Source organism: Burkholderia sp. MSMB1078WGS (assembly GCF_001528895.1).
GTDB lineage: Bacteria > Pseudomonadota > Gammaproteobacteria > Burkholderiales > Burkholderiaceae > Burkholderia.
In genome coordinates, this window is the sequence record NZ_LPDI01000032.1 from 34,575 (window position 1) to 47,408 (window position 12,834).

Sequence of the window (12,834 nt, forward strand, 5' to 3'; positions counted from 1 at the left end):
GGCGCGCGCAGCACTGCACGCACCGGCGTGACGAGCATGACGCGATGAGAGAAGAGCTGCTGGCCACGGTCAACGACGAACACGCGACGGTCGAAGCGTTCGCGTCCCTGCTCGTCTACGAGGAAAAGGCGCTGACGACGGCCGAGCCGCTCGAGATGCTGCCCGGGATCGTCGAGAAGAAAAGCGCGCTGATCGACCGGCTCGCGCAGCTCGAACGCACGCGCGACACGCAACTTTCCGCGCTCGGCTTTCCGGCCGGCAAGAAAGGCATGGACCAGGCGGCCGAACGCGATGCGCGCCTCGCGAGCCGCTGGCAACTGCTGCAACAGGCCGCCGAACGCGCGCGCCAGGCCAATGCGAACAACGGGATGCTGATCCGGATCCGGATGGACTACAACGAGCGCGCGCTCGCGGTGCTGCGCTCGGCGCCCGCGCCGGCCGGCGTGTACGGCCCCGACGGACGCGTCTCGGCACTGACGCGCTGACGTCGCGCCGCACGGCCGCCCGGCGGCCGCGCCCCTGCCTTGCCCGTCGTTACAACAGCGGACACGCAGTGACCTGCGTGCCGCGCTCCACGCACAGCCGCTCGTAGTCGCGCAGATACGCACGCTCGGCGTCGTCCAGCAGGTCGAGATCGATCAGATCCCAGTCGTAGCCGACCGTCACGATGTTCTCGAACGTCACGGTGCCCGGCTGCGCGTCGTCCGGCCGCACGATCACGATGTTCTCGATCCGCACGCCGCCCTTGCCCGGCAGGTAGATGCCCGGCTCGACCGAAATCACCGCATTCGGCACCAGCCCGTACCGGGCGCCCGGCGCGAATCGCACGCCGCCCTCGTGTACGTGAATCCCGACGCCGTGCCCGGTGCCGTGGCCGAAATCGTAGCCATGATCGCGACACACCTGCCGCACCAGCGCATCGACGTCGCCGCCCGTCGCGGCGGCCGGAAAGCGCGCGACGAGCCCCTTGATGCAGGCCTTCAGCGCGACCGTGTAAATCTCGCGCTGCCACGGCTGCGCGACCGTGTCCGGCCGCGTGCGGCGCAGCACCACGCGCGTGCAGTCCGTCGCGAAGCCGGCTTCGTAATACGCGCCGCTGTCGAGCAGCACGAGTTCGCCTTCGGTCAGCTCGACGTCGGCGCTCGCCGCCGTGTAATGCGCGAAGGCGCTGTTCGCGCCATTCGCCGCGATCGACGGAAACGACAGCGCGACCGCCGAGCGTGCGCCGTACGCGTCGTTGATCGTGCGTGCGAGATCGTACTCGGTGTGACGCACGCCCGGCTCGCCGGTCTTCGCCCAGCGCATCGTTTCGGCGATCGCCGCGGAGCTGCGCGCGAACGCGTCGCGAAAGCGCTCGAGCACCGCCGGCGTCTTGCTCGCACGCATCGCCTCGACCGGGTTGAAATCGGCGTGCCGCGCGTGCGGCCACACCCGCTTCACCGCGTCGACGAGCGCGCAGTTCACCGATTCGAAGCCATAGCACACGTGCTCGACCGCGAACTGCGCGAGGAAGCGCTCGAGCGCCGCGACGTCGCGCCGGATCACGTGCAGCGCCGGATACGAAGCGAGCGCGACCTCGCAGCGGTCGCAGCCTTCCGGCAAAAACAGCGCCACCTGGTCGCCGATCGCGAACAGGAAGCCGAGGTGCGACGACGCATTCGGGATGTGATAGCCGCGGCTGTTCAGCAGATACGCGAGATCGTCCGATGCGCAGGTGAAGAACGCCGTCCTGCCGTCGGCCGCGCCGGTATGCGCGGCGAGCCGGCGGTTCAGCGCGTCGAGGTTTTGCGCGACGCTCAGGCCGGTCACCGTTGCCGGGATCTCGAAGATCGGCCGCTCGACGTTCCAGCCCGGCAGCGCGATCGCGCGATCGATCTCGCGATCGGCGAGGCTCGCCCAGTCGAGCGACGCGGCCTGCGTCTCATCGAACAGCCGGTTGCGCTGCGCGACGCTGATCCGTCGCGCGTCGTAGCCGACCCGCGCGAGCCGGCTCGCGTGCACGACCAGCCAGTCGGCCATCGCCTGCCAGATCGTCACGTCGATGCCGAGCTTCTCCACCCGCACGCGCGCCGGATCGCACTGCTCGTCGGCCTGGAAGTGATAGCGGCCGTCGACGAACAGCACGAACGGCGGCACGCCGAGCGCCTGCGCGGTCGCCGCGCTCAGGAAGATCCCGCAGCCGGCCGAGCCGTCGAAGCCGGACACCGCGTAGCGCGGGTTGTTGCTGCGCGGCAGGTACTCGGTCACGTATTCGTCCTGCGACGTGATCAGCACCGCGTCGAGTCGCGCGGCATCGAGCAGGCGCGACAGGCCGGCCTGGGTCTCGGCGACGGACGCGTCGTACGGGGGAAGGCCGGAAAAGCTGTATTTCAGTCGATCGATCATCGGATGCCCGTTATTCATTGTTGTCGGCGGGCGGCGGCGCGTCGCGGCATCGCGCCTGCTCGCCCGCACACGTCGCCGCGGCCCGCGCATGGCGCGACGCGCGGCCGGGCCGCGCCACGGTTCCAGCGGCCCGCCCTCGGGAAATTTTCGTCTCACTTAACTTTGTTTGATGCGCGACAGAATCTAGAGCAGGCCGAAATCGAGGTCAAGCCAAAATTTTCGTAGGACTAAAATCGGCGCGTAGCCTGCGGATCCCGGCACAACGCCGATTCGCCCGGCGATGCCACGCGGTACAATGCGCCGGCCTCCGCCCCGGCGACCGCCCCGTCGCTGCGCCCGCGCCCCGACTCGTTGCCACGAAAGAGATTCATGGATTCAGACCTCATGCGTATCGGCCAGCGCATTCGCCGCCTGCGCCGGGAAGCAAAGAAGACGCTGCTGGAAGTCGCGACCGAGGCGAAACTGTCGGTCGGGTTCCTGTCGCAAGTCGAGCGCCATCTGACGGGCATCTCGCTGTCGTCGCTCGTCAACGTCGCGAAGGCGCTCGGCGTGCCGCTCGGCACGCTGATCGCGCAGCCGCGCCAGACGCAGCCCGATTCGCACGAGGGCAGTCGCAAGCCCTATGCGCTCGACGCCGCGTCGCAGTGGTACGAGCGGCTCTCCACCACGTTCGACGGCAGCCAGATCAACGCACTGAAGGTGCAGATGATGGAAGGCTACCGGTCGGAATGGGTCGCGCACGGCGGCGACGAATTCGTGTACGTGCTGGCCGGCCGCATCTGCTACACGGTCGGCAAGAAGAATTACCCGCTGGCGCCCGGCGACTCGCTGCACTTCGACGCGCGCAAGCGGCATCGCGTGGCCAATGTCGGCGACGGGCCGGCCGAGCTGATCACCGTCAGCACGCTGCCGCTGTTCGACGACAGTTCGGCGGAATCCGTGTCCGCGACGGCGGAAATCAGGCAGTCGAAGCCCGGCAAGTCGCGCGAGAGCCGCCGTGCGCCGGCGTCCGAACGGGATGAGCGCGACGCCGCCGCGGCGCGGCCGTCCACGGTTGGCGCAGCCGAAAGGAAGGGGGCGGCGAAGCCGCGCGCCGCCGCCGGCAAGCGCCCGGCGGCCGCCACGTCGAAGCGCACGAAGAAACCGTAACCGCTGGCGGGCGCGCACGCCGCGCGCGCTGTTCCTCTCTACTCGTCGCCGATCGCGAGCGCCTGCGCGACGGCCTGGATCCGCGCGCGATGCACGGCTTCCTTGATCTTCTCCGTGTCGGCGCCGATGCCGCGCGCGATCGCGCCGGCGTCGACGCTACGCGCCGCCGCGAGCGCGACGCGCAGCCGCTCGGCCTGCGGATACGGCTGCGCATCGAGCCCGAGCCGGCCGCGCGCATCCGCTTCGCAGGCCTGCAGCAGCTCGGCGAAGCGCGCCGGCTTGCGCAGCGCGTCGCTGCGCTCGAAGAGCCGCACCAGCGCGGCCGCGCCCATCTCCATCACGCGATGCAGGTTGCCGTGCTCGCGCGCGACCACCAGCGCGAGATCGCGGCATTCGTTCGGCACGCGCAGCCGCTCGCACAACGGCTTGAGCAGCTCGACGCTGCGGCTTTCGTGGCCGACGTGGCGCGGCAGCACGTCCGCGGGCGTCGTCCCCTTGCCGAGGTCGTGCGTGAGCGCCGCGAACCGCACCGCCAGCGAATAGCCCTGCTTCGCCGCGTAGTCGACGACCATCATCACGTGCACGCCGGTGTCGACTTCCGGGTGGTAATCGGCGCGCTGCGGCACGCCCCACAGCGCGTTCACCTCGGGCAGGATGCGCGCGAGCGCGCCGCAGTCGCGCAGCACCGCGAACATCCGCGACGGCTTCGCTTCCATCAGCCCGCGCGCGATTTCCTGCCACACGCGCTCGGGCACGAGCGCGTCGGCCTCGCCCGCGTCGACCATCCGCCGCATCAGCGCGAGCGTTTCGTTTGCGACCGTGAAATCCGCGAACCGCGCGGCGAAGCGCGCAATGCGCAGGATCCGCACCGGATCCTCGACGAACGCGTCGCTCACGTGCCGGAACACGCGCGCGCGCAGGTCGGCCTGCCCGTCGAACGGATCGATCACCGGGCCGACCAGCGCGCCCTCCGGGCTCACTTCGCGCGCCATCGCGTTGATCGTCAGATCGCGCCGCGCGAGATCCTCGTCGAGCGTCACGTCCGGCGCGTAATGGAACTGGAAGCCGTGATAGCCGGCCGCCGTCTTGCGCTCGGTACGCGCCAGCGCGTATTCCTCCTGCGTCTGCGGATGCAGGAACACCGGGAAATCCTTGCCGACCGGCCGGAAGCCCTGCGCGGTCATCTGCTCGGGCGTCGCGCCGACCACCACGTAGTCGCGGTCCTGCACCGGCACGCCGAGCAATTCGTCGCGGATCGCTCCGCCTACTGCGTAGATGTTCATGGCTGGGGTTCGTAGTCGGCGATCACGTTGGTTTCGCGGCGCGCGGCGTCGATCCAGCGCTGCACCGCCGGCAGCGCCGTCACGCGCGCCGCATAGCCGGCCGCTTCCGGCGACAGCGCCGGCGCATACGTGTTGAAGCGCATCACGACGGGCGCATACATCGCATCGGCGATCCCGAATTCGCCGAACAGGAACGGGCCGCCCGATGCCTCGATGCATTCGCTCCACAGCGCGTCGATGCGCGCGACGTCGGCGAGCGCCTCGGGCGTCGCGCCGCGCCCCGGCATCGACGCGCGGATGTTCATACCCATCTGCGTGCGCAGCGCCGCGAAACCCGAATGCATCTCGGCGGATACGCAGCGCGCATGCGCACGCGCGAGCGGGTCGGCCGGCCACATCGGGAATTGCGGATAGCGCTCGGCGAGCGTCTCGGCGATCGCGAGCGAATCCCAGATCGCCATGCCGTGATCGTCGACCAGGCACGGCACCTTGCCGGTTGGCGAGTATTCGCGGATGCGCGCGGCCGAGTCGTCGCGGCGCAGTTCGACCACGATCTCGTCGAACGGGATGCCGAAATGCGCGAGCAGCAGCCACGGCCGCATCGACCACGACGAGTAGTTCTTGTCTCCGATGACGAGCTTCATGATGGGGTTCCGAAAAACGTAAAAAAGAAAAGGGCCGACCCGCGGCGCCCCGTGCGGATGCTAGCGACGCGAGCGGAACCAGTCGAACCGCGAGCGCCCGGTCGCTTCGCCGAGATACGCGGGTGCAATGCTTTCCAGACTCGCGGGCGAGATCCCGAGTTCCGGCGCGAGCGGCCCCGACAGCACATTGGGCACCGACATCGTCGCGAGATTGTCGCGCGTGAGCACCGGCTCGCCGGGCAGGCATTCGAACACGCTCGCCTGCAGCCGCGCAAGCGCGTCGGGCAGCCGCACGATGCGTGCCTGGCGGCCGACCAGTGTGCCGCAATAGCGCACCAGTTGCTCGAGCGTGTAGACGGTCGGGCCACCCAGTTCGTAAGTCTTGCCGTGCGCGGCCGCGAGATCGAGCGTGTTGACGAACGCGCGTACGACGTCGCCGACGAACACCGGCTGGAAGCGCGCGTCGGGCATCGCGAGCGGCAGCACGGGCGCCATGCGCTGCAGCTTCGCGAACGTGTTGAGGAATGCGTCGCCCGGGCCGAACACGACCGACGGACGGAAGATCGTCAGCGCGAGCGAATCGGTGGCCGCGACCGCATGCAACGCGGCTTCGCCGTCGCCCTTCGAGCGCTGGTACATGCTCGCGCCGTGCGAATCGGCGCCGAGCGCGCTCATGTGCAGCACGCGCCGCACGCCGACCTCGACGCATGCCGCGGCCAGCGCGGCCGGCAGCGCGACGTGCGCACGCTCGAAGCCCGGCCCGTACGGCGTGCCGCGGCCGCCGTGCAGCACGCCGATCAGGTTGATCGCCGCGTGCGCGCCGGCGACGAAGCGCGCGAGCGTGCGCGTATCGAGCGCGTCGAGTTCGACGATGTCGACCGGCAGCATCTGCAGGTGGCGCGCGTGGTCGCGCCGCCGCGTGCCGATCCGCACGTGCTTGCCGGCGTCGATCAGCGCATTGACGAGCCGGCTGCCGATGAAGCCGGTGCCACCCAGCAGCGCGACGGTCTGGCGATCCATGTTCGGGACCTCTAAGGGGCGGTTCACGCTAATAACGGGCTTGCGCTGGCCACCAGAAGGGCCGAGCGCAAGGATTGCGACGCAGCGAATACTCGACGTATTCGCAAGGAGCATGACGCAGCGATCGGCCCTTCTGGCGGCCAGCCCCATTCATGATTTTTTCCGGTCAGGGGAACGAGGCTGGCCGGCCACATTGCGGCGTCGCGCGTCGCTTGTTTGGCTCGGCCAAACGGCGCTCCTTGCTTCTTGCACTGCAGCCGGCCAGCCTCGTTCGCAAGCCGGTTATTAGCGTGAACAGCCCCTTAAACACTGCCGCGTCTCGCGCGGCAGTGTGAAGATTGCTTATCAGGGCGAGATCATGCCTAGACGTTTCTTCAACGACTGCGGTTTGCCCTCGAAGAGCGCCGCGTAATAGACGGTGTTCGACAGCACGTTCTTCACGTAGTCGCGCGTCTCGTTGAACGGAATCGTCTCCGCGAAGATCGCGCCTTCGACCGGCTGCGTCAACACCTGGCGCCACTGGCGCGGCCGGCCGGGGCCCGCGTTGTAGCCGGCGGTGGCGAGCACCGGCGAGCTGTCGAAGTTGTTGTAGATGTCCGCCAGATACCAGGTGCCGAGCTGGATGTTGGTGTCGATGTCGTGCATCTGCGCACGCGAGATCGTGCCCATGCCGAGCTTCTTCGCGACCATCTGCGCCGTTGCCGGCATCAGCTGCATCAGGCCGCCCGCGCCCACCGACGAACGCGCACTGATGATGAAGCGCGATTCCTGGCGGATCAGCCCGTACGCCCACTCGACGTCGAGGCCCGTCGACTGCGCGTAGCGCTCGACGGTCGTGCGGTACGGCGACGGATAGCGCAGCGTGAAGTCGTGCTCGGCCTTCGTGCGGTCGGCCGTGTTGACCGTGCGGTCGAGCAGCTCGACGCGCTTGCCGTATTCGGCGGCCGCGAGCAGCTGGCGATCGGTCATCCCGCGCAGCGGCCAGTTCCATTCGCGATTGCCTTCGAGGCGCAGGTTCAGTGCGTAGAAACGCTGCGCGAGCGCGAAGCCCGGGATCTTGCCCATCGCATCGACCTCGGCGTCGCTCACCTTCGTGCGCGGCGGGATCGTCGTGCGCTGGCCGAGCTCTTCGCCGGCCAACTGCCCGTAGAAGTTGAACTGGCCGGCGACCTGCTCGAATTCCTGGTTCGCCTGCAGCGTGTCGCCGCTCTGCTTGAGCGCGCGCGCATGCCAGTAGATCCACGCCGGATCGTTGCGCAGCGACGGCGGCATCTGCTCGATCGACCAGCGCACCATCGGCCAGTTGCCGGCGAGCAGCGCGGCGCGCGTGCGCCATTCGTAGCCCGGGTTCGACAGCGGCGCGTTCGCCGATTTCGCATACCAGACCGACGCCATCGGCGAGCGCTTGATCGCGCCCTGGTAGCCGATCGCGCCCCACGCGATCGCCTGTTCCTGCTTGGTCAGCGAAGGCGCGACCGTCGTCAGCATCCCGGCGGCGGCGTCCGGATCGTTGCGCGCCATGCGGCCGAGCGCGATCAGCGCGAGCTGATGCGACGCGGCATCGGGGCCGACGCCGCGCGCGAGATACAGCGGCGGCGCGCTCGTCGCCTGGTCGAAACCGGCCGGGCGCGGGCCGAGCGCATCGACGATCTTGCCGCCCAGCGTCGTGTAGTTCTGCTCGTACGCGAGGCGCGCCTGCTGCCACACGTCGTCGCTCGTGAACTGCTGGTTGACCGCGAGCGCGGTGATCAGGTCGACGCACGCGTCGCCGTAGTTCTTCGGCTCGACGAGCAGCGCGCGCGCCGCGTCGGCGACGTTCTCGTTGCGCGCCGCGCGCGATTCGAGCGCATAGCACTTGACCTGCGTGTCGTCGTCGAGCACGAAGCGCTTGTACTGGTCGTCGAAATTGCGCCAGTCGTGGCGCGCGCCGAGCACGAGCAGGTAGTCGTTGCGCAGGCGATCGGCGATCGCCTGGCCATCGTAGCGCTGCAGGAACGACTGCACGGGCGCATCCGGCGCATCGACGCGCGCGCGGCCCGTCGAATCGAACAGCTGCGGCTTGATCTGGAAATACTCGACGTAGGACGGAACCGGATAGTTCGGGATCATCGACGCGAGCTGCGCGGCCTTCGCGGCGTCGTTGCGGCGTGCGGCTTCGCGAAGCTGCACGAAGATCTGGTCATCCCCGGGAAGCGTGTCGTCGTTCGGTGCGGCGCACGCGGCCGTGCCCGCGACGAGCGCGCCGGCCGAAAGCATCAGCGCGACCGCGCGATATACTCGAAAAAGGCTGTTCGACATCGTTATGAATGGAGCACGAAGTGAGCGAAAGCATAGCACGCAACCCTGTGCCGAACCCGAAGGTTGCGCTGCGCAAAACGCTGTCCGGCGCCCGTCGCGACGCCGCGTCGCAGCCCGCCGCGAACGCCGCGCTCGACGCGCGGCTGCGCACGCTGCTCGACCGTCTGGCGCCGCGCACGGTCGGGTTCTACTGGCCGCTGCCGGGCGAATTCGATGCGCGCGACGCGGTGCTCGCATGGTGCGCGGCGGGTGCCGGCCGGTGCGCCGCGTTGCCGGTGATCGGCGAGCGTCACACGCCGCTCGCGTTCCACGCGTGGGACACGCACACGCCGATGCGCGAAGGCCATCACCGGATTCCCGAACCGGCGTCGGGAATCGTCGTCGTGCCCGATCTTTTGCTGATTCCCTGCGTGGGATTCGATCCGCAGCGCTACCGGCTCGGCTACGGCGGCGGCTACTACGACCGCACGCTCGCCGCATGGCCGGGCGACACGCTGCCCGTGACGGTCGGCATCGCGTACGAAGCGTGCCGCGTCGATGCGCTGCCGGCCGAAGCGCACGATCTCGCGCTGCGCTGGATCGTCACCGACGGGGCGCTTTACCCGGCCGCCGGATAATGCCGCGCACGGCGCCGCGATCGTCGCCGCCGGCCCGAGGGCGCGTCGCCGCGCCCGAGCGTTTCCGCCCGCGCTTACAGCGATGCCGCCGCGCGCGCGGCCGTGTCGTAGAGGCCCGATGCGTGGCGCAGCAACTGCGCCGCGTCGCCGATCTGCTCGTTGGTGAGGCCGCTGTCCTTCAGCGTCTCGATCAGGCAGTGCTCGCGAACCTCGCGGTACTTCAGGCACAGGTCGCGGCCCGCATCGGTCGCGAAGAAGAACACTTCCTTGCCGCTTTTCTCGCTCTTCACGTAGCCGCGGGCGATCAGTTTTTTCAGCGCATAGGTCGCGACGTGCGTATCCTCGATATTGAGCACGAAGCAGATGTCGGCGAGCTTCTTCTTGCGTTCGCGATGGCTGACGTGATGCAGCAGCGAGACCTCGACCGCCGTCATGTCCTTCGCCCCCGCCGCCGACATGCAGCGCACCATCCAGCGGTTGAACGCGTTGCCGGCCATGATGAGCCCGTATTCGAGCTCCGACAGCTCCGCGCTCGAATCGGAAACGAGGTGTTCGGATGACACGATCTTGGTCGCAGGACGCTTCATGGAAAGGCGGCGCAAGCCGGATGACAGGATGTGCCCGAGTGTACGCCAGAAGCCCCGGCCGACGGGCTAGGCAAAAACGCTTATTGATAAGTTGTCGATATTTTGTCGACAATGTGCGCTAACATTGCCGTCCGAACCGTGCCAGTCCGATGACGCAACCCCGCATTTATCCGCTCGGCGATGCCGCCCTCGTCTGCGAGGTGCCGCCGCCCGCCACGCTCGATTGCCAGCGCCGCGTCTGGGCCGTGGCCGAGGCCGCGCGCGCGTGGCCCGACGTGATCGACGTCGTCCCCGGCATGAACAACCTGACCATCGTGTTCGACGCGCTCGCCGTGACGGCCGACTCGCTCACGCCCGCGCTGCGCGACGCGTGGGAGACGGCCGACGTCGAGCACGCGGACGGCCAAGAGGTCGAGATCCCGGTCGAGTACGGCGGGGCCGCCGGCCCCGACCTGGCCGCCGTCGCCGCCCACACGGGCCTGTCGGCCGACGAGGTCGTCGCGCGCCACGCGGCCGGCACCTACGTCGTGTTCTTCGTCGGATTCCAGCCGGGCTTCGCGTATCTCGGCGGCCTCGACGCGTCGCTGCACACGCCGCGCCGCGCGGCGCCGCGCCTGGAGGTGCCGGCCGGCTCGGTCGGCATCGGCGGCGCGCAGACCGGCATCTACCCGGCCACGTCGCCCGGCGGCTGGCAACTGATCGGCCGCACGTCGCAGTCGCTGTTCGATCCGGCGCGGCCGCAGCCGACGCTGCTGCTGCCCGGCGACCGCGTACGCTTCACCGTTGCGGGAGTCGACCCACGATGACCCAGAGCCACGCACCGGGCACCATCGAGGTCGTGCGGGCCGGCCCGCTATCGACCGTGCAGGATCTCGGGCGCCGCGGCACGCGCCATCTCGGCGTCGCGCAAGGCGGCGCGCTCGACGGCCTCGCGCTCGAGGTCGGCAACCGGCTCGTCGGCAACCGCCCCGACGCGGCCGCCGTCGAAATCACGATCGGCCCCGCCACGTTCCGCTTCACACGCGCGACGCGCATCGCGATCGCCGGCACCGAATTCGGCGCGACGCTCGACGGCAAGCCCGTGTACTCATGGTGGAGCCTGCCGGTCCGCGCCGGGCAGACGCTCGTGCTGCCGGCCGCGAAACGCGGCATGCGCGGCTACTTGTGCATCGCGGGCGGCATCGACGTGCTGCCGATGCTCGGCTCGCGCAGCACCGATCTCGCGTCGCGCTTCGGCGGTCTCGGCGGCCGCGCGCTGCGCGACGGCGACCGGCTCCCGGTCGGCGTGCCGCCGGCCGGCGCGGGTTGCCTCGCGGCCGATGCGCCCGAATTCGGCGTGAAGGCGCCGGCGTGGTGCGCGTTCGTGCGCGTCGACGAGCCGCCGCGCCGTCACCGCCCCGCGCACGCACCGTGGGCGATGCCCGTGCGCGTGCTGCCGGGCCCCGACTACGCGTCGTTCGCGGCCGATTCGCAGCAGACGTTCTGGGACGAGGAATGGCTCGTCACCGCGAACAGCAACCGGATGGGCTATCGGCTCGCCGGCGCCGAGCTCGTGCGCGAGCGCCCGGTCGAGCTGCTGTCGCACGCGGTGCTGCCCGGCACGATCCAGGTGCCGCCGAACGGCCAGCCGATCGTGCTGATGCACGACGCCCAGACCACCGGCGGCTACCCGAAGATCGGCACGGTGATCCGCGCCGACCTGTGGAAGCTCGCGCAGGCGCGGCTCAACCTGCCGATCCGCTTCGTGCGCACGACGCTCGACGCCGCACGCGCCGCCCTCGTCGCGGAACGGGCGTACTTGCGGCAGATCGACGTCGCGATCGAGATGCGCGAGGAAGCGCGCCGCGCCGCCCAAACGCGCGCGGCGTGACAATGACGGAAGCGGCACGGAGGACGCGCCACGCAATCAGTGGACGAGGAACGTTATGGAAATCGATCTGAATGCCGATCTCGGCGAAGGATGCGGATCGGACGAGGCGCTGCTCGACCTCGTCACGTCGGCGAACATCGCATGCGGATGGCATGCGGGCGGCGCGAATGCGATGCGCGACTGCGTGCGCTGGGCCGTGCAGAAAGGCGTGTCGATCGGCGCGCATCCGAGCTTTCACGATCCGGAGAATTTCGGCCGCAAGGAAATGCAGTTGCCGGCCGGCGACATCTACGCGGGCGTGCTGTACCAGCTCGGCGCGCTGTCTGCGATCGCGCAGGCCGAGGGCGGGCGCATCGCGCACGTGAAACCGCACGGCGCGCTGTACAACCAGGCCGCACGCGATCCGATGATCGCCGACGCGGTGGTATCCGCGATCCACGACTTCGATCCGTCGCTCGCGGTGTTCGGGCTCGCGAACAGCGTGTTCATCGCGGCCGCGCGACATGCAGGGCTCGCGGCGGTGGAGGAAGTGTTCGCCGATCGCGGCTATCGCGCGGACGGCTCGCTGGTGCCGCGCAGCCTGCCCGGCGCGTTGATCGACGATGAAGATGCGGTGCTCGCGCGCACGCTCGACATGGTGCGCAACCGGCAGGTGCGCGCATTGAGCGGCGAATGGGTGCCGCTCAATGCGCAGACCGTCTGCCTGCATGGCGACGGGCCGCATGCGCTGGCGTTCGCGAAAAGGATTCGCGCGGCGCTCGAGGCGGCCGGCGTCGACGTCGTGGCGCCCGGCGCGCTGCAGGCCGACGAAGGCGCGTAACGAAGCATCCGGCGCATCGCCCACGTGTCGCGCGTTTTCGTCGCACCAAAGAAAAAAGCGCCCTCGTGGCGCTTTTCCGTTGGCGCAATCGCTGCGGCTTCGCCGTCTGTCGATTCGCCCCCCGAAACCGTCTTTCGACGGTGACCGGAAAAATATTCCGG

The 12,834-nt window shown here is 69.3% G+C and carries 12 protein-coding genes; 6 read left to right on the forward strand and 6 right to left on the reverse strand.

Features of this window, described 5'->3' with window-relative positions; genetic code table 11:
• Window positions 1–44: 44 nt before the first annotated feature.
• Window positions 45–485 (forward strand): flagella synthesis protein FlgN, encoded by a 441-nt coding sequence (locus tag WT24_RS07310; RefSeq protein ID WP_006477557.1) that lies wholly within the window; start codon window positions 45–47, stop codon window positions 483–485.
• 49 nt (window positions 486–534) lie between these two features.
• On the opposite strand, the gene WT24_RS07315 is transcribed toward WT24_RS07310, so the two are convergent.
• Entirely contained in the window at window positions 535–2,385 is a 1,851-nt protein-coding gene (locus WT24_RS07315) for a M24 family metallopeptidase (protein WP_060032272.1), read from the reverse strand.
• Window positions 2,386–2,754: 369 nt separating this feature from the next.
• Here WT24_RS07315 and WT24_RS07320 point away from each other — a divergent pair, with 369 nt between their 5' ends.
• Window positions 2,755–3,534, forward strand: a complete 780-nt coding sequence (locus WT24_RS07320) for a helix-turn-helix domain-containing protein (RefSeq protein WP_060032275.1) — start codon at window positions 2,755–2,757, stop codon at window positions 3,532–3,534.
• Window positions 3,535–3,572: 38 nt separating this feature from the next.
• Here the strand turns inward: WT24_RS07320 and WT24_RS07325 are convergent, their stop codons facing one another.
• From WT24_RS07325 to WT24_RS07340, 4 genes are all read right to left on the reverse strand, one after another.
• Window positions 3,573–4,817 (reverse strand): multifunctional CCA addition/repair protein, encoded by a 1,245-nt coding sequence (locus tag WT24_RS07325; protein ID WP_060032278.1) that lies wholly within the window; start codon window positions 4,815–4,817, stop codon window positions 3,573–3,575.
• Window positions 4,814–5,461 carry a glutathione S-transferase family protein gene (locus WT24_RS07330; protein ID WP_059791012.1) on the reverse strand — a complete coding sequence of 216 codons (648 nt, stop codon included), beginning with the start codon at window positions 5,459–5,461 and terminating at the stop codon, window positions 4,814–4,816. The genes WT24_RS07325 and WT24_RS07330 overlap by 4 nt, the downstream gene beginning before the upstream one ends.
• Before the next feature lie 60 nt (window positions 5,462–5,521).
• Window positions 5,522–6,481, reverse strand: coding sequence for a complex I NDUFA9 subunit family protein (locus tag WT24_RS07335; RefSeq protein WP_059500628.1), 960 nt, complete (start codon window positions 6,479–6,481; stop codon window positions 5,522–5,524).
• 345 nt (window positions 6,482–6,826) lie between these two features.
• Window positions 6,827–8,779, reverse strand: a complete 1,953-nt coding sequence (locus tag WT24_RS07340) for a lytic transglycosylase domain-containing protein (protein WP_060032281.1) — start codon at window positions 8,777–8,779, stop codon at window positions 6,827–6,829.
• 8 nt (window positions 8,780–8,787) lie between these two features.
• On the opposite strand from WT24_RS07340, the gene WT24_RS07345 reads away from it, so the two are divergent.
• Window positions 8,788–9,396, forward strand: a complete 609-nt coding sequence (locus tag WT24_RS07345; RefSeq protein ID WP_059500626.1) for a 5-formyltetrahydrofolate cyclo-ligase — start codon at window positions 8,788–8,790, stop codon at window positions 9,394–9,396.
• Window positions 9,397–9,470: 74 nt separating this feature from the next.
• Here the strand turns inward: WT24_RS07345 and WT24_RS07350 are convergent, their stop codons facing one another.
• A complete protein-coding gene (locus tag WT24_RS07350) occupies window positions 9,471–9,983 on the reverse strand; it encodes a winged helix DNA-binding protein (protein WP_011546427.1) in 513 nt (170 codons plus the stop codon).
• A gap of 149 nt (window positions 9,984–10,132) precedes the next feature.
• Between WT24_RS07350 and pxpB the strand changes: the two genes are divergently transcribed.
• From pxpB to pxpA, 3 genes are read left to right on the forward strand one after another with little or no spacing between them, the layout of a single operon-like run.
• Window positions 10,133–10,789, forward strand: coding sequence for a 5-oxoprolinase subunit PxpB (pxpB, locus tag WT24_RS07355; protein ID WP_060032283.1), 657 nt, complete (start codon window positions 10,133–10,135; stop codon window positions 10,787–10,789).
• Window positions 10,786–11,853: a biotin-dependent carboxyltransferase family protein gene (locus tag WT24_RS07360; RefSeq protein WP_060032286.1), complete on the forward strand. Its 1,068-nt coding sequence runs from the start codon at window positions 10,786–10,788 to the stop codon at window positions 11,851–11,853. The genes pxpB and WT24_RS07360 overlap by 4 nt, the downstream gene beginning before the upstream one ends.
• A gap of 55 nt (window positions 11,854–11,908) precedes the next feature.
• Entirely contained in the window at window positions 11,909–12,673 is a 765-nt protein-coding gene (pxpA, locus tag WT24_RS07365; protein ID WP_059791022.1) for a 5-oxoprolinase subunit PxpA, read from the forward strand.
• The last annotated feature ends 161 nt before the right edge of the window (window positions 12,674–12,834 follow it).